Source organism: Stenotrophomonas sp. YJH_SMC_133 (assembly GCF_059370655.1).
Genome location: NZ_JCAFTW010000001.1, coordinates 65,140 through 87,463, shown reverse-complemented (window position 1 = coordinate 87,463; position 22,324 = coordinate 65,140). Strand labels below are relative to the sequence as shown.

Below are 22,324 nucleotides of genomic sequence, written 5' to 3'. Positions count from 1 at the left end.
GGGTCCACACCCACGGTAATCCCGATCACGGGTCCGGCATCTGCCCCAGGCTCAACTGCCACGACACGCCGAAGCGATCCTGCACCCAGCCGTAGCGGTTGCTGAAGTCATAGTCGCCCACCGGCATCAGCCAGTGGCCGCCCTCGCCCAGCACGCGCGCGGCGCGCTCGAACTGCTCGGCGCCGGAGCACTCGACGAACAGCGAGATCGACGGGCTGAAGGTGAAATCGTGCACGTCCAGGCTGTCAAAGCACAGGTAGTGGGTGCCACCGAGCAGGAAGATGGCCTGTCGGACCTGCCCGGGCACGCCGGCACCGGCGCCGTCCGGATGGCGCTGCATTGCCAGCAGGCGGAAATCGGCGAAGGCCTCGGCGTACAGGGCCAGGGCGGCCTCGGCCTGGCCGGTAAACATCAGGAAGGGGCGACTGCGCAGCATGCGGTACTCCCGGTCGACGGGCCGATGACGGCCCACACGATCAGGATGGCACGGCAGATGTGCAGCCCCCGTGGTAGTGCCGGCCGCTGGCCGGCAGCTTCAGTCACGCCTCGCGCATGCGCCGTGCGATGGCGCTGCCGGCGGCGATCGTGGCGGTCAGCGCCACCATCGACAGGAACTGCAGGCGGGTGTGCGACTCGCTCAGCAGCAGGCCGAAGATCAGCGCCAGGATCGCCAGCGCGCAGCAGGTCAGCCACGGGAAGCCCGCCATGCGGAACGGCAGCCGGGTACCCAGGCGATCCGCGCGGCGGCGCAACACCAGTTGCGAGACCAGCGACAGCGTCCACACCAGCAGGCAGGTGGAACCGACGATGTTCAGCAGCACCGGCAGCACCCGGTCCGGGAACAGCAGTTCCATCACCGTGGCGGCGAAACCGAACAGCACGCTGGCCAGCACGGCAATCACCGGCACCTGGCGCGGATCGGTCCAGCCCAGCACCGCCGGCGCTTCGCGGCGCTGCGCCAGTGAATACATCATGCGCGAGGCGCCGTAGAGGTTGGCATTGAGTGCCGACAGCAGCGCGATCACCGCAATCAGGGTGATGGCGGTGCCGGCGCCCGGAATACGGGCAATGTCCAGCACGGCGGCGAACGGCGACTTCAACGCTTCGCTGGTCCACGGCACGACGGCGATGATCACGCTCAGCGAGCCGATGTAGAACACCAGGATGCGCCACGCCACGGTGCGGATGGCACGGGCGATGCTGCGCTCCGGATCTTCGGTCTCCGCCGCCGCAACGGCGACGATCTCGGTGCCACCGAAGGCAAAAACGACAACCAGCAGTGCAGCGCCAATACCGGCCAGGCCCTTCGGTGCGAAGCCACCATGCTCGGTGAAGTTGCTCAGGCCCGGCGAGGTCACCTGCGGCAGCCAGCCCATCAGCAGCGCCACGCCGATGGCGATGAAGGCCAGGATCGCCGCCACCTTGAGGATGGCGAACCAGAATTCGAACTCGCCGAAGTTCTTCACCCCGAGCAGGTTGATCGCGGTGAAGAACAGCATGAAGGCCAGCGCCGCCATCGGTACAGGTACTGCTGGCCAGACGGTGGCCAGCAGCCCGGCCGCTCCCACCGCCTCGGCGGCGATCACGATCACCAGCTGCACCCACCACAACCAGCCGACGGTGGAACCGGCGGTGGCGCCCATGGCATCGGCGGCATAGACCGAGAACGCGCCGCTGGTCGGTTTGGCCGCCGCCATTTCGCCCAGAGCGTTCATCACGATGATCACCAGCGCGCCGGCGACCAGATACGACACCAGGACCGCCGGACCGGCCGCCTGCACACCCACGCCCGAGCCGAGGAACAGGCCGGCACCGATGGCGCTGCCCAGGCCCATCATGATCAGCTGGCGGGGCTTGAGCGAATGTCCGAGGCGGGACGGCGAAGCGGTCGGAATCGAGTTGGGCATCGGCAGGGCTGGCGGCGGGCTACAGGGGCGACACCTTACCCTGTCCCATGCCCGCGGGGATAGGCACAGCGCAGCAGGCGGCTCAGGCCAGTGCCGGCTCTCCGACACTGCCACCAATACGGGCGCGGTAGGCACGCGGCGAGAAACCGGTTTCAGCCTTGAACTTGCGGGTAAAGGCGCTCTGGTCGCTGAAACCGCAGGCCTGGCCGATGCTGGCGATGCTCTCGTCACCGTGCAGCAGGTGCATGGCCATCTGGATCCGCAGCCGGGTCAGCACCTGCTGCGGGGTCATCTGGAACACCTTGCGGAAGCTGCGCTCCAGCTTGGACAGCGAAAAGCCGGTGATGTCCAGCAGGGTCTGCATGCGCACGTTCTCGGCGTAGTGCGCGTTGAGGTGGGCCAGCGCCAGCCGCAGCTGCTCGTACTGGGTACCCAGACTGTCCTTCTGGCCAAGGTCGCGGGAAATGCCGATCAGGCCCTCGATGGCCCCATCGACCACCAGCGGACGCTTGCAGGTCAGGCACCAGCCCGGTTCGCGGTTGGCGAACAGGTGCAGCTCCATCAGGTTCTCGATCACCTCACCGGCCAGCACGCGGGCGTCCTGGTCCACGTAGTCGGCGCTCAGCCCGGTCGGGTAGATCTCCGCCGCGGTACGCCCGATCACGTCCTTGCGGGCGCGCAGGCCCAGCCGCCGCAGCATGGTCTGGTTGACGTGGGTGTAACGCCCCTGAAGGTCCTTGATGAAGAACAGCACATCCGGGATGGCGTCGAACAGGGCTTCGATGTCGGCGGGCTCGACTCGCATGGAACAAGCATACCCGAGCCTGCTTTTGCCTGTACGTTCACCTTTGCCGGACCTCGGTTTAACGGGCCCGGTTCCAGTGTCGTGGTTCTCTTTGAGCATCCGGAGCCAACGTCAATGGCCGCCAGCAAGCCGACCGGCAAGCGCGCAACCACCCACGCCGAGAACCACCACCGCGGCAACGGCGATGAACTGCACCAGCAGGCCGGGGGCAGTCATCCGGCGATGACCACCGATCAGGGCATCCCGGTGGCAGACAACCAGAACTCCCTGCGCCAGGGACCTCGGGGGCCTACGCTGCTGGAGGACTTCATCCTGCGCGAGAAGATCACCCACTTCGACCATGAGCGCATTCCCGAGCGCATCGTGCACGCCCGCGGCAGCGCTGCGCATGGCTACTTCGAGTTGACCCGATCACTGAAGGCGCATACCCGCGCGCGCATCCTGACCGAGGTTGGCGTGAAGACACCCGTGTTCACCCGCTTCTCGACCGTGGCCGGTGGCGCAGGTTCGGTGGACACCCCGCGCGACGTGCGCGGCTTCGCGGTGAAGTTCTATACCAGGGAGGGCAACTGGGACCTGGTCGGCAACAACATCCCGGTGTTCTTCATCCAGGACGCCATGAAATTCCCGGACCTGGTGCACGCGGTGAAGATGGAACCGGACCGTGCCTTCCCGCAGGCCGCATCGGCCCATGACACGTTCTGGGACTTCATTTCGCTGATGCCCGAATCGATGCACATGATCATGTGGGCGATGAGCGACCGCGCCATACCGCGTTCGCTGCGGATGATCGAAGGCTTCGGTGTGCACAGCTTCCGCCTGCTGAACGAGGCCGGCGAGTCAACGTTCGTCAAGTTCCACTGGCGGCCCAAGCTGGGTATCCAGTCCACGGTCTGGGACGAAGCGCTGAAGCTGCAGTCGGCCGACAATGACTTCCATCGCCGTGACCTGTTCGAGGCCATCCAGCGCGGCGACTTCCCGGAATGGGAACTGGCGGTGCAGTTGTTCACCGAAGAAGACGCCGACGCATTCCCGTTCGATCATCTGGACCCGACCAAGATCATTCCCGAATCGCTGGTGCCGTTGCAGGTCATCGGGCGCATGGTGCTGGACCGCTGGCCGGACAACTTCTTCGCCGAGACCGAGCAGGTGGCTTTCTGCCCGGCCAACGTGCCACCGGGCATCGACTTCAGCAACGACCCGCTGCTGCAGGGGCGCCTGTTCTCCTACCTGGACACCCAGCTGCTGCGCCTGGGCGGCCCGAACTTCCACCAGATCCCGGTGAATGCGCCCAAGTGCCCGTTTGCCAATCATCAGCGCGACGGCCACATGCAGATGCAGGTTCCCAAGGGCCGGGTGGCCTACGATCCCAGTTCGCTGCAGGAGGACACCCCGCGCGAGACGCCTGCCGGATTCCGCAGCCATGCCAGCGCCGACGATGGCCGCAAGGGTCGCACCCGCGCGGAGAGTTTCGCCGACCACTACAGCCAGGCCCGCATGTTCTTCCGCAGCCTCGAAAAGCCGGAGCAGGCGCACCTGGCATCGGCGCTGGTGTTCGAGTTGTCCAAGGTGGAAACGCTGAAGGTGCGGGTACGCACCGTCAGCCACCTGCGCAACATCGATGACTCACTGGCGCAGCGCGTGGCCGATGGTCTGGCGTTGCCTGCACTGCCCGACCCGGCGCCGACCGCTACCCCAGTGCGGGACATGCCCCCCGCCCCCGAAGTGCGGGTGATCGGTCGCAACAAACCCACCCTGCAAGGGCGCTGCATCGGCATCCTGTTCGATGAGGGTTCTGATGCCCGGATCATTGCCAGCCTGAGCAAGGCAGCCAGGAAAGCAGGTGCGGATGTGAAGCTGGTCGCCCCCAGAGTGGGTGGCGCCACGCTCAGCGATGGCGCGCTGCAGGCGGCGGATGGGCAACTGGCGGGCACCCCGTCGGCCGTGTTCGATGCAGTAGCCGTGGTGCTCAGCCCGGAAGCGGCGAAGGCCTTGTCGAAAGAGAGTGCAGCCATCGAATTCGTCAGCCAGGCGTGGGCGCACCTGAAGGCCATCGCCAGCGATGCGGGCGGCCAGACGCTGCTGAAGGCGGCAAGGGTCGGCAACGACGCCGGCATCGTCGAAGCGGAAGACGCCAAGGCATTCCTGGCGGCGGCCGCCACCCGCCAGTGGGCGCGCGAACCCAAGCTGCGCCTGCTGGCCTGACTACAACAACAGGAGAACTGTCATGCCCCGTGGTGACAAATCCGCATATTCCGATAAACAGAAGCGCCAGGCCGAGCACATCGAGGAAAGCGAGCGCGAGCGCGGTGCCAGCGAAGGCACGGCCGAGCGCATTGCCTGGGCGACCGTGAACAAGCAGGATGGTGGTGGCAAGCGTAGCGGCAGCGCGCGCAAGGGTACGAAGAAGGCGACCAGCAAGACGGCCGCCAAGAAAACGCCTGCCAGAAAGTCGGGCACAAAGAAGGCCACGACCAAGGCGACGGCGGCGAAGAAGGCGCCTGCGAAGAAGACGACAGCCAGGAAGGCGGCGGCAAAGAAGGCACCGGCTCGCAAGACAGCCACAAAGAAAACCGCAAAGAAGACAGCGGCCAAGAAGGCCGGTACAGCCGCCTCGCGCAGTGCTGCAGCGAAGAAGGCGGCGAAGACACGTGCGGCGAAGAAGGCCGTGCGCAAGGTGGCGGCGAAGAAGGCAGCGCGTACCCGCGCGCGCGGCTGAGTCCTTCGATCAGGGCGACAGCGTCCTCATCCACGCGGCAACTTCGGCTGCGGCTGCGTCAGCGCGTGCCTGCAGCAGCAGATGCGGCCCTTCCAGCGAAACATGCCGGGCATCCGGCAAAAGGGCCTGCAGTTCTGCCACGCTGGGCGGCCACAGCAGGCGGTCATGGCACGCGTGCAGGCACAGCGTCGGCACGTCGATTGCCGGCAGCAATGCGCGTACGTCGACGCGCAGGGTCGCTGCGGCGCGTTGCCGCAATGTGGCCGCCGGAATCCGGGCCAGCGCATCGCGCAGCATCGACAGGTGCTCGCGGGTGCGCCACCGCCCCAGCAGCAGGCGCGCCAGCAACGCCACGGGAGGCAGAGGCCAGGCCGGCGTCAGCAGGGCTGCGCTGGCTGCCGGCAATGGCACCGGTCGACGCGCAAAGGTCGCGGCAAGCACCAGTCCGCGCAGCCCGGCGGGCTGTCGCGTGGCCAGTTCAACCGCCAACGGGCCCGAGAAGGACTCGGCAAGCAGGATGAAGGGATGGCCGGGCAGCTGCGACCACAGCCGTTGGGCCAGCGTGGCGTGATCCTGCCCTCCCTGCGCAGGCAGCGTAATCGCCTGCGTCGTCAGCCCATGAGCCTGGAGTGCTGACAGAAACGGGATCGACAGCCTGCCGGAGCCATCCAGCCCGGGCAGCATCAGCACGTGCTGCGGCGTGGGTGATGCTGAATCACAGCCCGGCTTTTCCTCGCGCCCGATTCCCATGTCACCTCCTTTGCTGGCAAGCATCGCCCACATCGGCAGGCAGCGGAACCTTCGCTCCGGCTCTCCTGCTGCTTTGCCGGTCAAGGTTGAGCGATACTCCCCGCTCTGCTGCGGGACGCGGCTGCCAAGGAGAGCCTCTGATGCGATGGACCTACGCGCTGGCCATGATGGTCATGATGCTGCCACTGAACAGTTCCGCCAGCGATGGCTGGATAAACGGGGCAGGCAAGGCGATGCCGGAGACCGATGCCATGAAATCCAGCGGTGGCTTTGCGGCATCGCTGCTGGTCACCTCCGATGCCGACTGGCGGGCCAAGTGGGAAACCCCACCAGAGACCACTCCCGGTTTTACCCAGGCCGACGAAGTCCACCCGGGCGGTGAATTGTTCCTGCTGACATTCCTGTCCAACCCGCAACTGGATGAGAACCGCGTACCCAAGGTGCACTGCGATCTGCGCATGCTGCGCCCGGACGGCAGTACCAGCATCGACGAACGCGATGTTCCCTGTTTCACCGCTGCCCTGCCCGGCCCGCCAACCCTGTTGTACATGACCAACCTGCACCTGAAGTTCGTGGCCGAGGCCAGTGATCCGAAAGGCACGTGGACTGCGCAGGTGGTGGTCAGGGATCTGCTGCGGAATGTGAGCCTGCCTCTGCAGGCTCACTTCGACGTCCGTTGAACGGAGGCATGCGGATGAAGATGCGGCGATTACTGAGCTGGACCGGTCTTGCGCTTTGCGTGGTCTACCTGCTGTTGACCGCATGGCTGGTTCACGGCGCGCAGTCGGATGCGGACCCGAAGGGGGCCTATATCCTGATGTCGCTCCCCATCACCCTGCAGTCTGCTGCACTCGATGCCATCGGCGCAGGCAGCCTGCTGTACGGCAAACCCTGGTCGACCGCGTATGCAGTACTGGTTCCGCCAACACTGCTGTTGCTGTACGCAGCCGGCTGGCTGATCGAACGCGCCGCGCGCGGCCGCTAGCCAGCGGCACCGACCGGTTGCGTGCATGCGGTGCCCTGCATGCGGGGCATCGCGATGCAGGGCGTCATCCAACATCCAGTCGCAGGTTGCTTACGCCGCCTGCGCAGGCACGATGGGCATGCGCGCGCCCTGCTCCACCTTGAACACCGCCACCGACGTGGTCAGCGCATGCGCCTGTTCTTCCAGCGCGCGGCTGGCGGCAGTGGCTTCTTCCACCAGCGCAGCGTTCTGCTGGGTCACCTGGTCCATCTGCACCACCACCTGGTTGACCTGCTCGATACCGGCGGCCTGTTCCTTGCTGGCCGCTGCGATGTCGCTCATCAGCTGCGTGGTGCGCGAGCTGGCCTGGGCCACGCGGGCGATCGCGGCTTCCGATTCAACGGTCACCGCCAGGCCGCTCTTCACCTTGGCAGCGGCGTCTTCGATCAGTTCCTTGATCTCCTTGGCGGCGACACCGGCACGCTGTGCGAGCGTACGTACCTCGCTGGCGACCACGGCAAAACCACGGCCCTGCTCACCTGCACGCGCGGCTTCAACCGCAGCATTCAGCGCCAGGATGTTGGTCTGGAACGCGATGCCGTCGATCACGGTGGAGATTTCCGAGATGCGTGCCGAGGACTGATCGATCTCACCCATCACCGACGCCATCTGCGCCATCGCCTGCTCGGTTTCGCGTACGGCGGCACCGGCGGCGTGCGCTTCACTGTCGGCCTGACGAGCGAGCTCGGCATTCTGGCGCACAGTCGAGGTCAGTTCCTCCATCGATGCGGCGGCTTCTTCCAGGTTGGCGGCCTGCTGCTCGGTGCGGCGCGACAGGTCGTTGTTGCCGGCGGCCAGTTCCTGCGCCGCGTTGTTGATGCTGTCGGCGGCCACCTGGATGCCACGCACGATGCCGGTCAGCTGCGCGGTGGTGGTGTTGGCGTCGTCACGCATGCGGGCGAATACACCGTCGTACTCGCCGTCCATGCGTGCAGTCAGGTCGCCGTGCGAGATCGCACGCAGCACATCGGAGACATCAGCGATGCTGGCCTGCGAACTGGCCATCATGCCGTTGAGGTGCTCGACCATCGCCTTGAACTGGAACTGGAACGCAGCGGCATCGCCACGCATGCTGAAATCACCGGCGCGCGCGGCCCGGGCCAGTGCATCGATCTGCGCGTTGATCGCCATCAGGCTCTGCTTCACTGCGGCCAGGGTGCGGGTCAGCGTGCCCTTCTCGCCCGGGTAGTCCGGCAGGTCGCGGCTGAGGTCACCGATGGCGTAACGCTGCATCACTTCAGCCATCAGCAGTTCCACCTGCACGTGCGATTCGACCAGGCTGTTGGTGGCCTGCACCATGCGGCCGAAATCGCCGGGGAAGGCGCTGGCGTCCATGCGGTAGCGGATCGCACCCGCCTCGTGCTGTTCGGCCATCTGCAGCTGTGCGCCGATCGCCGCCTGCACGCTCTGCCGCACGCTGGCCATGGCTTCACCCAGCTGGGTCAGTTCATCGCGGCCGCCAAGGCGGAACTCCTGGTCCAGCTGGCCCTTGGACAGGCGCTCGGCCAGGTTCACCGCGCGGGCCAACGGGCCGGTCAGGCTGCGCCCGATCATCACCGAGGCACCGATGCCCACCAGCAGCGCGACGCCGCCCAGCACCAGCAGCTGCAGCAGGCTGCGCTCGCCCAGGCGGATCGCCTCGGCGGCCGCCTCACGGCTTTCCTTCTCTTCGAAGTCCACGCCATCGGACAGCGCCTTGTTCCAGCCGTTGGCGGCTTCCTGCACCGGGCCCAGGGTCAGCGCCACGGCGCCCGGGTAGTCGCCCTGCTCCATCAGTTCGCTGGTCTGCTTGTTGAGCGGACGCGCGATGGCACGCTTGGCGGCGATGGTTTCGGCAATGGCCTTGCCCTCGGCGTCGCTGGGCAGCGCCTGGTAGGCCGTCCAACTGGCCTCATAGCGCTTGACCAGATCGGCGATGCGCTGCTCATCATGGCCACGGTCATCGCCCTGGCGGATCAGCATCTCGCGGCGAACGACCATCATCTGGTTGTTGGCATCGAGCATCTGCGAGAGCAGGCGCACCTTGGCCACGCTGACATCGACCACCTGCTGCATCGCGCGCTTCTGCACGACACTGGCGGTGGCGCCGGTGGCCACCACGGCCGCAACCAACAGCAGCAACAGGCCAAAGCCCAGCCCAAGACGCCAGGCAACCCTGACATTCCTCAAGTAGTTCATCGGTACATCCAAAACGGGGGGATGTGGCGTTATCGGCGGCCCGCCAGGCAATCTTGATCGCCAACCGCCAATGGCGTGGGGCACCATTCACCTTGGTGAGCCCTTGGCCGGCGGCACCCGCGCGGGGACGGTGGCGCAACGACCCGACTGCTCATGCAGACGTCAGATCTCTTTCACGGCGGCTCGGCGCGGCCTGCAGGCAAGGTGGTGGCGTCATCTGCTGGAGTTCCCAATGCCATTACCCGTGTACCGATCCACCCTGCTCGCTCTCTCGCTGCTGGCATCGCCGGCGTTCGCGCAGGCACCGCCGCCTGGACTGCCCGCCCCCATTGCCGAGAAGGCCGGACCGGACACCGCAGCACGTTCCGCCCTGCATGCCCAGGTGCTGCTGGATCGCGCGAATTTCTCGCCCGGCCAGATCGACGGTGAAGTGGGCAGCAACCAGCGGCGCGCGGTGTCGGGTTTCCAGGCGGCGCACGGCCTGACCGTCACCGGTGAACTGGACGACGCGACCTGGCAGGCCCTGCAGGCTGATAGGGTCACCCCCCTGGCCAGCTACACGCTGACCAGCGAGGATGTCGCCGGGCCGTTCCAAGCGATGCCGAAGGGCCCCGCCGCACAGGCCAAACTGAAATCGCTGGGCTTCAACAACGTCGAAGAGTCGCTGGGCGAACGCTTCCACGCATCCCCTGAGCTGTTGAAGCTGCTCAATCCGGGCGTGGATCTGAGCAAGGCGGGCAACCGCATCCAGGTGCCCAATGTCGCACCATCGCCGCTACCGAAGGCGGCCAAGGTGGTCGTCGACAAGTCCGATTCCAGCCTGCAGCTGCTGGATGCGCAGGGCAAGGTGATCGCTCAGGTGCCGGTTTCCTCCGGCAGCCAGCATGATCCGCTGCCGATTGGCGAATGGAAGATCCTGGGCGTGTATCGCGACCCGCCGTTCCACTACAACCCCAAGCTGTTCTGGGATGCGCGCAAGGGCGAAAAGAAGGCGACACTGCCGCCGGGCCCGAACAATCCGGTCGGCCGGGTCTGGATCGACCTGTCCAAGCCACACTACGGCCTGCATGGCACGCCCGAGCCCGGCCATGTCGGCAAGACCGAGTCACATGGTTGCGTGCGCATGACCAACTGGGATGCGCTGCGCGTGGCCGATGCGGTGGATACCTCCGTCCCCGTGGTGATGCAGGAGTGAGCCGATGCGTCTTTCGCAGCTGATCGTGCTGGGCGTGCTGCTGGGACTGGGGGCCGGCTGGTGGCTGCGCCGCGATGCAGGCGAGCCGGTAGCCGCCTCGCTGCCGGAAGCACAACCGGCAGCCGCTGTGGCGCCGGCCAAGGGATCGGTAGCGCCGCTCGGCACGGCCCCTGCCCCCGCCGCCACCGCACCGTCAGCTGCGCGGACTGCGGATGCGCCGTCGGGTCTGCTGCTGCCGGTACAGGGCGTCCTGGCCTCCCAGCTGCGCGACACGTTCACCGATGCGCGCAGCGAAGGCCGCGTGCACGATGCCATCGACATCATGGCCGATGCCGGTACGCCGGTGCTGGCAGTGGCCGATGGCACGGTGGAAAAACTGTTCGACAGCGAGCGCGGTGGCCTGACGATCTACCAGTTCGAGCCCAGCGGACGCTGGTGCTACTACTACGCGCATCTGCAGCGCTACGCCGATGGCCTGGCGGAGAAGCAGGTGATCAAGCGCGGAGACGTCCTCGGCTATGTCGGCAGCACCGGCAACGCCAGTGCCGAGGCTCCGCATCTGCACTTTGAAGTGCACGTGCTGGGGCCGGAGAAGCAGTGGTGGAAGGGGGAATCGATCAATCCGTATCCACTGCTGAATCCGCCTGCTTCGAAGCCCGGTGCTGCCAGCGCCGCAAAGTGAACGTGAACACCGCCAAGGCAGCTCCTGGAATCAGCAGGAGCAGTGCCGCCACCTTCCAGAAGAAGAACGGCCACAACCAGACATAATCCAGGTCAGTCAGCTTCAACAGGTCCAGTGGCGGCTGCAGCTCGACGGTGGCCGCGCGATCGGCCAGCGCCGGGTCCACCTCCAGCACGGTTAGCCGCACCCATGAGCGGCCGCGTGGCAATGCATCGCCGCGACCATAGCCGAAGTAGGACGCCATGAGGCCGCTGGACTCAACCGAAGCCAGCCCACGATTGATGCCCTGTCCGGCCACTCCCGAACGCTCCCCTGCGCGGAAGTCTCCATGATCGGTCGGAGTTTCGATGCGCAGCAGCACCTCGGGGTCGGCCTCCGTACCGTCCGCGGCATAGCGCAGGCGCAGCCGCAGTTGATCATCGATGAGGCGGTAGACGGTGATCTGGGCGGTTGCGCCAGGGCTCAGCACCAACGGCACCGTCTGCGTGCGCGAAGCCAGGGTATTGGCGGCCGCGCCCAGCACCAGTACCAGGCAGGCGATGCCCCACAGGCTCCACAACACCCACAGGGTGATCCGCACGACCGTTTCGCCCTTCACGCTGACGTCCTGGTCATCGCTTTGCTTCCCCGCTAGCCCTGGCGACACAGTAACGAAAAAGCCCCGCTTGCGCGGGGCTTTTCCTGTCACCTACGCCGGGCAGCGCCCGGCGTTACCTCAGGCAAACGGATCCTGCAGAACCATGGTGTGGTCGCGGTCCGGGCCGGTGGAGACGATGCTGATCGGGCAGCCGGCCAGCTCTTCCAGCGAACGCAGGTAGGCGCGCGCAGCCGGCGGCAGGTCGTCCCAGTTGGTGATGCCGTGGGTGTTCTCGCTCCAGCCCGGGAACTCCAGGTACACCGGCGTGCACTCTTCCCAGCCCTGCGCGTCCAGCGGCGCGTACTCGGTGCGCTTGCCGTTGTATTCGTAGGCGATGCAGACCTTCAGCTTTTCCATGCCGTCCAGCACGTCCAGCTTGGTGATGCACAGGCCGCTGATGCCGTTGATGGCCACGGCACGCTTCAGCGCGACGATGTCCATCCAGCCGCAACGACGCGGACGGCCGGTCGACGCACCGTACTCGGCGCCGCGGTCACGGATGCCCTGGCCGACTTCGTCGTCCAGCTCGGTCGGGAATGGGCCACCGCCGACGCGGGTGGCGTAGGCCTTGGCGATGCCCAGCACGTAGTCGATCGAATCGGCGCCGACGCCGGAACCGGCCAGCGCGCCACCGACGGTGGTGTTGGAGCTGGTGACGTACGGGTAGGTGCCGTGGTCGATATCCAGCAGCGCACCCTGCGCACCTTCAAACAGCACGCGCTTACCCTGCTTGCGCAGGTCGTGCAGGATGCCGGCCACGTCGGACTTCATCGGCTGCACGTATTCGCCGAAGGCCAGCGCTTCGTCGAAGGTCTTCTGGAAATCGACCGCATCGGTGTTCAGATACTTGGTCAGCACGAAGTTGTGGTAGTCCAGCGCAGTGCGCAGGAGCTCTTCCAGCTGCTTCGGATAATGCAGGTCGGCGATGCGGATGCCGCGACGCGCCACCTTGTCTTCGTAGGCCGGGCCGATGCCACGGCCGGTGGTGCCGATCGCCTTGCCACCGGCAGCGCGCTCGCGCGCCTGGTCCAGGGCGATGTGGTACGGCATGATCAGCGGCGCGGCCGGGGAGATCTTCAGGCGCGAACGCACTTCCACGCCGGAGGCTTCCAGCTCGGCGATTTCCTTCTGCAGCGCGGCCGGCGAGATCACCACGCCGTTGCCGATCAGGCACAGCGCGTCGTCACGCAGGATGCCCGACGGGATCAGGTGCAGGACGGTCTTCTTGCCATTGATGACCAGGGTGTGGCCGGCGTTGTGGCCGCCCTGGAAGCGCACGACGGCGCCGATTTCCTCAGTGAGCAGATCGACGATCTTGCCCTTGCCTTCATCGCCCCACTGGGCACCCAACACTACGACAGACTGACCCATGACGGGCTCCTCGATTTGTTGCGGCCATCGGGGCCGCGGACGGGTAAACCGTGGCGGGGCTGGCCAGCACCTGCAAGGCGGCTCCAAACGGGGAGCGGCCGGCGATGGAAGGCCCAGACACGGAAAAAGCCGAACGGGGAGGCCCGTCCGGCTTTTGTGCATTATCCGGGTTTCCGGGGTCGGGTGCCACCTTTCCGACGGGCGGCTTTACCGGCCGGTCAGCCGCCCCGCCCGGTAGTGCCGGCCGCTCAGGCCCCGCCCGGTAGTGCCGGCCGCTGGCCGGCAACGCCAACCAAGGTTGGTATCCACCAGAGCCGGGCCATGCATGTGAACGCAGGCGGTAGTGCCGGCCGCTGGCCGGCAATCCCGGGTTGCCGGCCAGCGGCCGGCACTGCCCTTTCAATGCCGCACCCACCACAGCAGGCTCAGGCCGGCCAGCAGCACCAGCCCACCGAAGCTGCGCAGGGCCGGGCTGGGCAGGTCCAGCAGACGTTCAGCCATGCGCTTCCAGGCGAACGGGGCGACGAACAGGAACAGGCCTTCCAGCACCGCGACCAGGCAGACAGCGGCAAACAGATCTTTCATGGGGGACTCCGGAAAAAGCACGGGGCCCGGCATATGGCCGGGCCCCGTGGGGTACTGCCCTGCGACCTCAGCGGTCGTTCTTCAGGTACTGCAGGAACGGGTCGTTCTTGTCCAGCACGATCACGCCGTTGCCGTCGGTCATGGAGCCACGGTAGGCCTCCAGGCTGCGGTAGAACGCATAGAACGACGGATCGGCCGAGCCGGCCTTGCCGTAGATGCGCGCCGCCTCGGCATCGCCTTCACCGCGCAGGCGCTGGGCATCACGCTCGGCCTCGGCGATCAGCACGGTGCTGTCACGGTCGGCCTGGGCGCGGATGGTCAGCGACTGCTCCTCGCCCTCCGCACGCAGCTTTGCGGCTTCCTGCTTGCGCTGGGCGCGCATGCGCTCGTACACGTCGTTGATCACCTGGCTGTCGGTCGGCAGGTCCACCTGCTTGATGCGCAGGTCGATCATCTGCATGCCGAGGCCGGCCACCGCTTCGTTGATCCCCTTCAGCTGCTCGGCGATCAGCTCGCTGCGGTCGCCGGAGACCAGCTGCTGCAGGGTGCGCGAGTTGATCTGGTTGCGCAGCGAGTCGGTGATGATCGGTGCCAGGCGGGCGTTGGCGATGCGCGGATCGCCGCCGGTGGCACGGAAGTAGTCACCCACGTTGGAAATGTAGCCGATGGCGAAGAAGTCGACGCTGACGTCCTTCTGCTCGGCGGTGAAGTAGCGCGCCGGCGCGGTGTCGAGCACCTGGAAGCGGCGGTCGAAGACCTTCACCGTTTCCACCACCGGCACCTTGAAGTGCAGGCCCGGCTTGATGTCCGAACGCACCACCTTGCCCAGGTTCAGCACCATGGCGGTCTGGTCCTCACGGACCACGTACACCGAGCCGAGCAGGCCCAGCACCACCGCCACGATCACGGCGATCCAGATAGGACTCTTCATCGGCTGCCCTCCTCACGGCCGTTCGGTCGCCCGGTCGGGCGGCCCACCGGCCGGCCCGGATCACGGGAAGCTTCCGTCGCTGCACCCGGCAGCGACGGCATCACCACGTCCGGGTTGGCCACTGCGGCCGGAGCCGACGTGCTCGGACGGGTATCGCCGGTCATCGGCACGTAGATCAGCTGGCGGCCATCGCCACCGATCACCTTGCGGTTCTCGCTCAGTACCTGCTGCACGGTCTCCAGCCACAGGCGCTTGCGGGTCACTTCCGGGGCGTCCTTGTACTGGGCCTGCAACAGGCTGAAGCGCTGCGCGTCACCCTCGGCCTTGGACACCACGGCCTGCTTGTAGCCTTCGGCGGTGGTACGGGCGCGCGAGGCCTGGCCCCGGGCTTCCGGCACGACCTTGGCGGCGTAGGCCTGGGCTTCGTTGATCAGGCGTTCCTTGACCTGCTGGGCACCGTTGACCTCGTCGAAGGCCGGCTTCACTTCTTCCGGCGGACGGGCATCCTGCAGGGTCAGGCCGGTCACGGTCAGGCCGGTCTTGAACGCCTTCAGCAGCGCCTGCAGGCGCTCCTCGGCGGCCACGGCCAGCGGGCCACGGTTGTTCAGCACGGCGTTGAGATCGGCGCGGCCGACTTCCTCGCGTACGGCGCTCTGCGCCGACTGCTCCAGCACCTGGTTGGCATCCACGGTGCCGAACAGGTACTGCTGCGGGTCGTCGATGCGGTACTGGACGTTCAGCGAGACGTTGACGATGTTCTCGTCGCGGGTCAGCACCGGCACCTGGATCGAGAACGTCTTGATCTCGGTGGCGTTGACCTTGGTGACCGATTCGATCGGCCACGGCAGCTTGAAGTTCGGGCCGGGCTGCAGGATGCGCGAGAACTGGCCGAAGCGCAGCACCACGCCACGCTGCTGTTCGCCGATCAGCTGGAAGCTGGAGAACAGCACCAGCAGCACCACGGCTGCCACCACCCAACGCACGATGCCGCCGTCGAACAGGTCCTTCAGCGGCCCGGGCAAACCGCCCCAGCCACCACCATTGCCACCGCCGCGTGACCCGAACGGCCCGCGTCGATTGTCCTCGGGGCCTTGTCCGCCCTTGTTGCCGCCGGGTGTATTCCAGGCCATGCACGCTCCATCAAGATTTGGGCTGCGGCGCGGGCCCTTCCCGCACCGCCAGCCGTGAAACCATCACCGATCATACAAGATGGGGCGGATCGGCAGGATCGAAAGGGGGGCAACGGGGTAAGGTGGCGTTTTCCTCGAAGTCAGGCAACGCCGATGGCCCCCACCACCCCGTTCACCGCCTTCCGCATCGAAAACGACGACGCCGGCTACCGCAGCGGCCTGGTCCGGCTCGGGGTCGACGACCTCAACCCCGGCCAGGTGCTGATCCGCGCCCACTGGTCCTCGGTCAACTACAAGGACGCGCTGGCCGGTACTGGAAAAGGGAAGATCCTGCGCCGCTTCCCGCTGGTGGGCGGCATCGATGTGGCCGGCACCGTGGTCGCCAGCACCGACCCGGACTGGCGTGAAGGCGACGCGGTGCTGGCCACCGGCTGCGGCCTCAGCGAGACCCGCGACGGCGGCTACAGCCAGTACGTGCGGCTGGAATCGCGCGCGGTGATCGCCCAGCCGGCCGGGCTGACCCCACGCGAGGCGATGGTGCTGGGCACCGCCGGCTTCACTGCGGCGCTGGCCCTGCTGCGCATGCAGGACAACCGCCAGACCCCGGAACTCGGCCCGCTGGCGGTCACCGGTGCCAGCGGCGGTGTCGGTGCGCTGGCGCTGTCCATCTTCAGCCGTGCCGGCTACAGCGTGCACGCGGTCAGCGGCAAGCCGGACCAGGCAGGATTCCTGCGCAGCATCGGCGCCACCGAGGTACTGCCGCGCGACGCGCTGGCCGACACCGGCGCGCTGCAGTCGGGCCGCTTCGGGGGTGGCCTCGATAATGCCGGAGGCGCCATGCTGGCCAGCCTGCTGGCGCAGACCGTGCCCTACGGCAGCGTGGTCAGTGCCGGCCTGGCTGCCAGTCCGACGCTGGACATGACGGTGATGCCGTTCATCCTGCGCGGTGTCTCGCTGCTGGGCGTGTCCTCGGCCAATGCGCCACGCGGACTGCGTGAGGAAGTGTGGTCGCGGCTGGGGAGTGACTGGAAGCCGCAGCACCTGGACCGCATCTGCACCGCCGAAGTCGGCCTCGATGGCCTTCCTGCCGTATTCGAACGGATGCTGGCGGGCGGTTCGCTGGGTCGCACCGTGGTGCGGATCGACTGAACGTCGCAGGCAGGCGACGGACGGCAGACGTGGCCCTCCCGCCGGTAATGGGCCCGCACTACACTGCGGGCATTACATGGGGAACAACATGGCACGCATTCTGATCGTCGACGACTCACCGTCGCAGCTGTTGGGGATACAGCGCATCGTCGAGAAGCTCGGGCACCAGATCCTGACCGCCACCGATGGCGCCGCCGGGGTCGAAACCGCCAAGGCCGAGCTGCCCGACCTGGTCCTGATGGACGTGGTGATGCCCAACCTCAACGGCTTCCAGGCCACCCGTACCCTCGCCCGCGACGAGGCGACCCGGCATATCCCGGTGATCCTGGTGACCACCAAGGACCAGGACACCGACCGCATGTGGGGCATGCGCCAGGGCGCCAAGGCCTACATCACCAAGCCGTTCTCGGAGGACGAGCTGTCCGAGGTGCTGGAGCGCGTGTTCGCGGGCCAGGGCTGAGACGCGCGCGGTAGTGCCGGCCGCTGGCCGGCAACCACGCATCACCGTCCAGGGCAATGAAGTTGCCGGCCAGCGGCCGGCACTACCTTCAAATGGTCTCGCCGAACGCCTTGGCCAGATTGCGGTACGCCTTCTTCTGCGCCTCATCGGTCGCAGCCGGGGCCACGATCTCGATCTCGACGATCTGGTCGCCATCCGGGTTGCCCGGCAGGCCACGCCCGCGCAGGCGCAGCTTGCGGCCGGCATCGGAATCGGCCGGAATCTTCAACTCCACCGCGCCACCCAGGGTCGGCACGCTGATGCTGGTGCCCAGCGCGGCCTGCCACGGCGTGAGCGGCAGCGTATAGAGGATGTTGCGGCCATCGACCTCGAACTGCGGGTGGGCGGCGTATTCCACTTCCAGCAGCAGGTTGCCGCCATGGTTGCCCTGCCCTGCCAGGCGGATCACCTGGCCCGGGCGGATGCCCTTGGGCACGCGCACGTCCAGCTGCTTGCCGTTGACGGTGATGCGCAGGCTGTCGCCGCTGTAGGCCGCTTCCAGTGGCACCGACAGCTTGGCGCGGGTATCGCGGTTGGGCGCATGGCCCTGGCTGCTGAAGCCCGGACCGGCCCCCGCGCCCGCTCCACCGCGCTGGCGCGCGAACAGGCTTTCGAAGAAGTCGCTGAAGCCGCCGTTGGGGCCGCCGCCACCGAACACTTCCTCGAAATTGAAACCACCGGCGCCGCCGTAGTTCGGCGGCACGTTGAACTCCTCGCCCGGGCGATAGCCCTGCGCGCGCAGCTGGTCGTAGGCCGCGCGCTTTTCCGGATCACGCAGCGCCTCGTAGGCCTCGTTGACCGCCTTGAACTTGTCTTCGGCCCCAGCCTCCTTGCTGACGTCCGGGTGGTACTTGCGTGCCAGCCGGCGGTAGGCGGTCTTGATCTCCGCCTCGCCCGCGCTCGGTTCCACCCCCAGGGTGGCGTAGTAATCCTTGAATTCCATCCAGCTACCTCGATTCGCTTCGGCCGCGCCGGTGGCGCCGCCCCGGGTTCATTCTACGCGCCTGCGAGGCTACGCCACCCCTCGTGCGGCCCCGGTGAGGCCGACTGATCCTGCGCAATGCGGCTGCCATCCCGGTGCGCCACGCTGTGGCTGGAAGCCCCTGCCACAAAGCCGGAAGATGGGGCCTGCACACCGGGTTTCCAATGTCTTGACGCCCCTGTCCCATCCAGCCCACTAGCCTGCCCCAGCAAGGAGTTCCCATGACCATCCATGTCGGCGACCGCATTCCCGAAGTGACCCTCAAGCGCATCCGCGAGGGCATTGAAACGCTTGATACGCATTCGTTGTTCGATGCGCGCAAGGTGGTGCTGTTCGCCGTGCCCGGCGCGTTCACCCCGACGTGCTCGGCGCGTCACCTTCCCGGCTACGTCGAAAAGTTCGAGGCCTTCCGCCAGCGCGGCATCGACGTCTACTGCATGGCCGTCAACGACCCGTTCGTGATGAAGGCCTGGGCCGCCGACCAGAGCGTGCCCGACGGCCTTCTGATGCTGTCCGACGGCAATGCCGAGCTGACCCGCGCCCTGGGTCTGGAGCTTGATGCGAGCGCGTCGGGCATGGGAATCCGCTCGCGTCGTTTTGCCCTGTACGTCGACGACGGCGTAGTTCGAGAGGCCTGGGTTGAACAGCCCGGCCAGTTCGAAGTGTCTTCGGCCGAGTACGTGCTGGAGCATCTCCCCACCTGATTCCCCACCGCAGAAGGAAACGGCCAGCCATGTCCAGCAAGCCAGCCAAAGCCAGCAAGCCCGCCGCAAACGTTCCTGGCATCAGCGATCGCGCAACCCTGCGCGAGCGCGCCCGCCGCAACCTCGAAGACGGCGCGATCACAGACAGCTACAGCGCTGACCGCGAGGTGGTGATCAAGCTGCTCAACGACGCACTGGCCACCGAGTACGTCTGCGTTCTGCGCTACTACCGGCACTACTTCATGGCCAAGGGCATGCTGGCCGACGCGGTCAAGGCCGAGTTCCTCGAGCATGCACAGCAGGAGCAGGCGCATGCCGGCAAGCTGGCCGAGCGCATCGTCCAGCTGGGCGGCGAGCCGGATCTCAACCCGGATACGCTGACCGCGCGTTCGCACGCCGAATACAAGGAAGGCAGCGACCTGCGCGACATGGTGCGCGAGAACCTGGTGGCCGAACGCATCGCCATCGACAGCTACCGCGAGATGATCAACTTCATCGGCGACCGCGATACCACCACCAAGCGCATTCTTGAAGAGATCCTCGCACAGGAAGAGGAACACGCCGACGAGTTCGCCGACCTGCTGGATGGGTGGATCGGGGAATAGCGGCCCCGCATACGCCTTGGCAGATGCCCACCTTGGTGGGCGCATGCATCGCGCGCCAACCAAGGTTGGCACCTACCGCAGGACGTTGAACCTTACCTGTGTCCACGCGCCATCTGCCGCCAGCGCGGTCAAGGTGTGCGCGCCCGGCTCGGCGAACTCGCGCTGCATCAGCTGCGCGCCGTGCGTCTGTGCGATCCAGCGTCCATCGAGCAACCAGTCCACCGCCTGCTCGCTGCCCAGCGCGCGCAGCTGCAGACGTACGCCATGTTCCGAATTCGGCGCGCGCGCCAGCGTGGCGCCATCGTTGAGCCCATCGATGTGCAGCGCAACGCTGGCCTCGCGGCCATCATCACGGCAGTCCGGCGACAGCGCCGGCAGCTGCGAGGCTTCGCGCGTGGCCTTGGACAGCCACGGCGACAGCAACGCTGGCCAGCGCGCGATCTCGCGCGCGACTTCTTCGTGCGGCAAGCGGCAATCGGCTGACACGCGCAGACCGGTACGCGCATCGGCAAGGTAGCGCTGCCGACCTGGTTGCCAGCGCCGTGCCTCGCGTTCGGGGAAGGTCGGTGGTGCCGCGCCTTCCAGCAGATAGGCTGGCATCAGCCGCTGGCAGAGCGCAGCAGGCAGGCCTTCGGCACGCTCACCGGTCGGCCAGCAGATGTCTTCCTGGCTGACGCTGGCCGGCATCGGCGCAGCGGCCGAGTCACCGCGCTGGCGCGGCAGGCTGTCCACCACCTCGAACATCAGCGGCAGCGCGGTCACCGCGCCGTACTGGCCCGGTAGCGGTGTGCCGTCCGGCCGGCCCACCCACACGCCCACGGTGTAGTGGCGGGTGCTGCCGATCGCCCACGCATCGCGGTACCCGTAACTGGTGCCGGTCTTCCACGCCACGCGCGGGCGGCCACCGACATCGAACGTCCCGACGCCATACCCCGGCCGCGGATTCGATTCCAGCATCTCGCGCACGATCCAGCTGGCGCCCGGCGAGGCCAGGCGGCGCTCGATCATCGGTTCTTCATCGGTGTAGCGCACGCGCCCGGCGATGCCGTTGCGGTTGAGCGCGGCGAACGCACCGACCAGATCTTCCAGCCGCGCACCGGTGCCGCCCAGGATCAGCGACAGGTTGGGCGTGCTGCCCGGCGGGAAGCGCAGCTGGATGCCGGAGTGCGACAGGCGCGCAGCAAAGCGCGCCGGACCGACCCGCTGCAGCAGGTCCACCGAGGGCACGTTGAGTGACAGCCGCAGCGCGCTGGAGGCGCCGATCGGCCCATTGAAGGCCATGTCGAAGTTGCCGGGGCGGTAGCTGCCGAAACTCTGCGGCGCATCGACCAGCAGGCTTTCCGAATGGATCAGGCCATCGTCCAGCGCCATTGCATACAGGAACGGCTTGAGCGTGGAGCCGGGCGAACGCCAGGCCTGCACCATGTCCACGTGGCCGAGCCGCTGGCGGTCACCGAACGCCAGCGTGCCGACATAGGCACGCGCCTGCAGGGTCTGGTTGTCGACCACCAGCAGGGCCGCCGAGGTGCGCTCGGGCAGCGTGGAGAAGTAGCTGGCCACGCGCTCTTCCAGGGTGCGCTGCAGGCCGATGTCGATACTGCTCTGGATGCGTGCCTGGCCCGGATGCGCCGAGTGCAGGCGCTGTGCCAGCAACGCGGCATGCAGCGGCGGCCGCAGCGAGCGTGCGACCACGTTCTCGATGCGCGCATCTTCCACTTCTTCCGCTGTCCACGCGCCCAGCTCGGCCATGCGTGACAGCACCTTGTCGCGCGCCTTCTGCGCCGCTTCCGGATGGCGGTCCGGGCGCAGCCGGCTCGGCGCCTGCGGCAGCACCGCCAGCAACGCGGCCTCGGCATGCGACAGCTGCGCCGCCGGCTTGCCCAGGTAGGCCCAGCTGGCCGCTTCCACGCCCTCAATGGTGCCGCCGTAGGGTGCGCGCTCCAGGTACAGGGCCAGGATCTGCTGCTTGCTCAGGTGCACTTCCAGCTGCACCGCACGCAGCATCTGCTTGAGCTTGCCCCAGGGCGTGCGCGTATGCGGATCGAGGATGCGTGCGACCTGCATGGTCAGGGTCGAGCCACCGGACACGATGCGACCACCGCGCAACAGCTGGCCACTGGCACGCAGGATCGCCAGCGGGTTGATGCCCGGATGGCGCCAGAACCAGCGGTCTTCGTAGGTCAGCAGCGCCTGAAGGTACAGCGGCGAGACGCTGTCGGTCGATGCCGGATAACGCCACACGCCCTCGGCATCGGCGAACGCACGCAGCGGCGTGCCATCGGCAGCCACCACCAGGGTGCTGGTATCGCGCTGCTTCGGCAGCGGCGGCGGGAAGGCGAAATCCAGCACCAGCAGCAGTGCCAGCGTGGCGGCCGTACCCCAGCGCAGCCACGGCCACAGCGGCTGCAGCCGGCGGCGCAGGGCCGCCAGCCGGGCCGTCATCGTGTTCGTCATTGCAGCGTGCCGCATTG

The 22,324-nt window shown here is 67.1% G+C and carries 22 protein-coding genes; 10 read left to right on the top strand and 12 right to left on the bottom strand.

What is annotated here, in order from left to right; all coding sequences use genetic code 11:
* Nucleotides 1–25: 25 nt before the first annotated feature.
* The 3 genes from AC5P78_RS00365 to AC5P78_RS00355 form a co-directional block, all read right to left on the bottom strand.
* Complete coding sequence (locus AC5P78_RS00365) at nucleotides 26–436, bottom strand: VOC family protein (protein ID WP_005410627.1); 411 nt, start codon at nucleotides 434–436, stop codon at nucleotides 26–28.
* 103 nt (nucleotides 437–539) lie between these two features.
* The gene (locus AC5P78_RS00360) at nucleotides 540–1,907 is read right to left on the bottom strand and encodes an amino acid permease (protein ID WP_414498612.1); all 1,368 of its coding nucleotides are present in this window, start codon (nucleotides 1,905–1,907) and stop codon (nucleotides 540–542) included.
* Between the two features lie 82 nt (nucleotides 1,908–1,989).
* Nucleotides 1,990–2,712 carry a helix-turn-helix transcriptional regulator gene (locus AC5P78_RS00355; protein WP_005410629.1) on the bottom strand — a complete coding sequence of 241 codons (723 nt, stop codon included), beginning with the start codon at nucleotides 2,710–2,712 and terminating at the stop codon, nucleotides 1,990–1,992.
* 114 nt (nucleotides 2,713–2,826) lie between these two features.
* Between AC5P78_RS00355 and AC5P78_RS00350 the strand changes: the two genes are divergently transcribed.
* The gene (locus tag AC5P78_RS00350) at nucleotides 2,827–4,917 is read left to right on the top strand and encodes a catalase (RefSeq protein ID WP_005414177.1); all 2,091 of its coding nucleotides are present in this window, start codon (nucleotides 2,827–2,829) and stop codon (nucleotides 4,915–4,917) included.
* Between the two features lie 22 nt (nucleotides 4,918–4,939).
* Complete coding sequence (locus AC5P78_RS00345; protein WP_099480891.1) at nucleotides 4,940–5,431, top strand: hypothetical protein; 492 nt, start codon at nucleotides 4,940–4,942, stop codon at nucleotides 5,429–5,431.
* Nucleotides 5,432–5,440: 9 nt separating this feature from the next.
* On the opposite strand, the gene AC5P78_RS00340 is transcribed toward AC5P78_RS00345, so the two are convergent.
* Nucleotides 5,441–6,181 carry an alpha/beta fold hydrolase gene (locus AC5P78_RS00340; RefSeq protein WP_111198032.1) on the bottom strand — a complete coding sequence of 247 codons (741 nt, stop codon included), beginning with the start codon at nucleotides 6,179–6,181 and terminating at the stop codon, nucleotides 5,441–5,443.
* A 140-nt stretch (nucleotides 6,182–6,321) separates the two neighbouring features.
* Between AC5P78_RS00340 and AC5P78_RS00335 the strand changes: the two genes are divergently transcribed.
* Together AC5P78_RS00335 and AC5P78_RS00330 are read left to right on the top strand one after the other, a co-directional pair.
* Nucleotides 6,322–6,861: a hypothetical protein gene (locus tag AC5P78_RS00335; RefSeq protein WP_111198030.1), complete on the top strand. Its 540-nt coding sequence runs from the start codon at nucleotides 6,322–6,324 to the stop codon at nucleotides 6,859–6,861.
* Between the two features lie 14 nt (nucleotides 6,862–6,875).
* On the top strand, nucleotides 6,876–7,166 hold the full coding sequence (locus AC5P78_RS00330; protein ID WP_005410634.1) for a hypothetical protein: 291 nt from the start codon (nucleotides 6,876–6,878) through the stop codon (nucleotides 7,164–7,166).
* 90 nt (nucleotides 7,167–7,256) lie between these two features.
* Here AC5P78_RS00330 and AC5P78_RS00325 read toward each other — a convergent pair whose 3' ends face one another.
* Nucleotides 7,257–9,383, bottom strand: coding sequence for a methyl-accepting chemotaxis protein (locus tag AC5P78_RS00325; protein WP_114619096.1), 2,127 nt, complete (start codon nucleotides 9,381–9,383; stop codon nucleotides 7,257–7,259).
* Nucleotides 9,384–9,615: 232 nt separating this feature from the next.
* On the opposite strand from AC5P78_RS00325, the gene AC5P78_RS00320 reads away from it, so the two are divergent.
* Complete coding sequence (locus AC5P78_RS00320) at nucleotides 9,616–10,578, top strand: L,D-transpeptidase family protein (protein ID WP_065183425.1); 963 nt, start codon at nucleotides 9,616–9,618, stop codon at nucleotides 10,576–10,578.
* A gap of 4 nt (nucleotides 10,579–10,582) precedes the next feature.
* Complete coding sequence (locus AC5P78_RS00315) at nucleotides 10,583–11,260, top strand: M23 family metallopeptidase (protein WP_049459394.1); 678 nt, start codon at nucleotides 10,583–10,585, stop codon at nucleotides 11,258–11,260.
* Here the strand turns inward: AC5P78_RS00315 and AC5P78_RS00310 are convergent.
* The 5 genes from AC5P78_RS00310 to hflK all read right to left on the bottom strand — a co-directional run bounded on the left by AC5P78_RS00310 (nucleotide 11,196) and on the right by hflK (nucleotide 15,914).
* Nucleotides 11,196–11,858 carry a hypothetical protein gene (locus AC5P78_RS00310; RefSeq protein ID WP_049396062.1) on the bottom strand — a complete coding sequence of 221 codons (663 nt, stop codon included), beginning with the start codon at nucleotides 11,856–11,858 and terminating at the stop codon, nucleotides 11,196–11,198. The genes AC5P78_RS00315 and AC5P78_RS00310 overlap by 65 nt on opposite strands.
* A gap of 117 nt (nucleotides 11,859–11,975) precedes the next feature.
* A complete protein-coding gene (locus AC5P78_RS00305) occupies nucleotides 11,976–13,268 on the bottom strand; it encodes an adenylosuccinate synthase (protein ID WP_005410639.1) in 1,293 nt (430 codons plus the stop codon).
* 399 nt (nucleotides 13,269–13,667) lie between these two features.
* Nucleotides 13,668–13,853, bottom strand: a complete 186-nt coding sequence (locus tag AC5P78_RS00300; RefSeq protein ID WP_005414170.1) for a DUF2065 domain-containing protein — start codon at nucleotides 13,851–13,853, stop codon at nucleotides 13,668–13,670.
* Between the two features lie 67 nt (nucleotides 13,854–13,920).
* Complete coding sequence (hflC, locus tag AC5P78_RS00295; protein ID WP_005414169.1) at nucleotides 13,921–14,784, bottom strand: protease modulator HflC; 864 nt, start codon at nucleotides 14,782–14,784, stop codon at nucleotides 13,921–13,923.
* On the bottom strand, nucleotides 14,781–15,914 hold the full coding sequence (gene hflK / locus AC5P78_RS00290) for an FtsH protease activity modulator HflK (protein WP_012481000.1): 1,134 nt from the start codon (nucleotides 15,912–15,914) through the stop codon (nucleotides 14,781–14,783). The genes hflC and hflK overlap by 4 nt, the downstream gene beginning before the upstream one ends.
* A gap of 153 nt (nucleotides 15,915–16,067) precedes the next feature.
* Between hflK and AC5P78_RS00285 the strand changes: the two genes are divergently transcribed.
* Both AC5P78_RS00285 and pilH read left to right on the top strand, forming a co-directional pair.
* The gene (locus AC5P78_RS00285; protein WP_043034522.1) at nucleotides 16,068–17,063 is read left to right on the top strand and encodes a YhdH/YhfP family quinone oxidoreductase; all 996 of its coding nucleotides are present in this window, start codon (nucleotides 16,068–16,070) and stop codon (nucleotides 17,061–17,063) included.
* Nucleotides 17,064–17,151: 88 nt separating this feature from the next.
* Nucleotides 17,152–17,523, top strand: coding sequence for a twitching motility response regulator PilH (gene pilH / locus AC5P78_RS00280; RefSeq protein WP_005410644.1), 372 nt, complete (start codon nucleotides 17,152–17,154; stop codon nucleotides 17,521–17,523).
* Nucleotides 17,524–17,611: 88 nt separating this feature from the next.
* Here the strand turns inward: pilH and AC5P78_RS00275 are convergent, their stop codons facing one another.
* Nucleotides 17,612–18,505: a DnaJ C-terminal domain-containing protein gene (locus AC5P78_RS00275; RefSeq protein ID WP_005410645.1), complete on the bottom strand. Its 894-nt coding sequence runs from the start codon at nucleotides 18,503–18,505 to the stop codon at nucleotides 17,612–17,614.
* A gap of 260 nt (nucleotides 18,506–18,765) precedes the next feature.
* Between AC5P78_RS00275 and AC5P78_RS00270 the strand changes: the two genes are divergently transcribed.
* Entirely contained in the window at nucleotides 18,766–19,248 is a 483-nt protein-coding gene (locus AC5P78_RS00270; protein ID WP_005410646.1) for a peroxiredoxin, read from the top strand.
* Nucleotides 19,249–19,277: 29 nt separating this feature from the next.
* On the top strand, nucleotides 19,278–19,853 hold the full coding sequence (locus tag AC5P78_RS00265; RefSeq protein WP_005410647.1) for a ferritin-like domain-containing protein: 576 nt from the start codon (nucleotides 19,278–19,280) through the stop codon (nucleotides 19,851–19,853).
* Nucleotides 19,854–19,925: 72 nt separating this feature from the next.
* Here AC5P78_RS00265 and pbpC read toward each other — a convergent pair whose 3' ends face one another.
* Complete coding sequence (gene pbpC, locus AC5P78_RS00260; protein WP_414498583.1) at nucleotides 19,926–22,307, bottom strand: penicillin-binding protein 1C; 2,382 nt, start codon at nucleotides 22,305–22,307, stop codon at nucleotides 19,926–19,928.
* Nucleotides 22,308–22,324: the final 17 nt, after the last annotated feature.

What these genes read in the sequence shown, in the direction of transcription:
- pilH (WP_005410644.1), top strand. Translation starts at nt 17,152, where the DNA reads ATGGCACGCATTCTGATCGTCGACGACTCACCGTCGCAGCTGTTGGGG.
- AC5P78_RS00330 (WP_005410634.1), top strand. Translation starts at nt 6,876, where the DNA reads ATGAAGATGCGGCGATTACTGAGCTGGACCGGTCTTGCGCTTTGCGTG.
- AC5P78_RS00275 (WP_005410645.1), bottom strand. Translation starts at nt 18,505, where the DNA reads ATGGAATTCAAGGATTACTACGCCACCCTGGGGGTGGAACCGAGCGCG.
- AC5P78_RS00270 (WP_005410646.1), top strand. Translation starts at nt 18,766, where the DNA reads ATGACCATCCATGTCGGCGACCGCATTCCCGAAGTGACCCTCAAGCGC.
- AC5P78_RS00265 (WP_005410647.1), top strand. Translation starts at nt 19,278, where the DNA reads ATGTCCAGCAAGCCAGCCAAAGCCAGCAAGCCCGCCGCAAACGTTCCT.
- AC5P78_RS00325 (WP_114619096.1), bottom strand. Translation starts at nt 9,383, where the DNA reads ATGAACTACTTGAGGAATGTCAGGGTTGCCTGGCGTCTTGGGCTGGGC.
- hflK (WP_012481000.1), bottom strand. Translation starts at nt 15,914, where the DNA reads ATGGCCTGGAATACACCCGGCGGCAACAAGGGCGGACAAGGCCCCGAG.
- AC5P78_RS00355 (WP_005410629.1), bottom strand. Translation starts at nt 2,712, where the DNA reads ATGCGAGTCGAGCCCGCCGACATCGAAGCCCTGTTCGACGCCATCCCG.
- AC5P78_RS00335 (WP_111198030.1), top strand. Translation starts at nt 6,322, where the DNA reads ATGCGATGGACCTACGCGCTGGCCATGATGGTCATGATGCTGCCACTG.
- AC5P78_RS00350 (WP_005414177.1), top strand. Translation starts at nt 2,827, where the DNA reads ATGGCCGCCAGCAAGCCGACCGGCAAGCGCGCAACCACCCACGCCGAG.
- hflC (WP_005414169.1), bottom strand. Translation starts at nt 14,784, where the DNA reads ATGAAGAGTCCTATCTGGATCGCCGTGATCGTGGCGGTGGTGCTGGGC.
- AC5P78_RS00360 (WP_414498612.1), bottom strand. Translation starts at nt 1,907, where the DNA reads ATGCCCAACTCGATTCCGACCGCTTCGCCGTCCCGCCTCGGACATTCG.
- AC5P78_RS00345 (WP_099480891.1), top strand. Translation starts at nt 4,940, where the DNA reads ATGCCCCGTGGTGACAAATCCGCATATTCCGATAAACAGAAGCGCCAG.
- AC5P78_RS00305 (WP_005410639.1), bottom strand. Translation starts at nt 13,268, where the DNA reads ATGGGTCAGTCTGTCGTAGTGTTGGGTGCCCAGTGGGGCGATGAAGGC.
- AC5P78_RS00365 (WP_005410627.1), bottom strand. Translation starts at nt 436, where the DNA reads ATGCTGCGCAGTCGCCCCTTCCTGATGTTTACCGGCCAGGCCGAGGCC.
- AC5P78_RS00285 (WP_043034522.1), top strand. Translation starts at nt 16,068, where the DNA reads ATGGCCCCCACCACCCCGTTCACCGCCTTCCGCATCGAAAACGACGAC.
- AC5P78_RS00340 (WP_111198032.1), bottom strand. Translation starts at nt 6,181, where the DNA reads ATGGGAATCGGGCGCGAGGAAAAGCCGGGCTGTGATTCAGCATCACCC.
- AC5P78_RS00315 (WP_049459394.1), top strand. Translation starts at nt 10,583, where the DNA reads ATGCGTCTTTCGCAGCTGATCGTGCTGGGCGTGCTGCTGGGACTGGGG.
- pbpC (WP_414498583.1), bottom strand. Translation starts at nt 22,307, where the DNA reads ATGACGAACACGATGACGGCCCGGCTGGCGGCCCTGCGCCGCCGGCTG.
- AC5P78_RS00300 (WP_005414170.1), bottom strand. Translation starts at nt 13,853, where the DNA reads ATGAAAGATCTGTTTGCCGCTGTCTGCCTGGTCGCGGTGCTGGAAGGC.
- AC5P78_RS00320 (WP_065183425.1), top strand. Translation starts at nt 9,616, where the DNA reads ATGCCATTACCCGTGTACCGATCCACCCTGCTCGCTCTCTCGCTGCTG.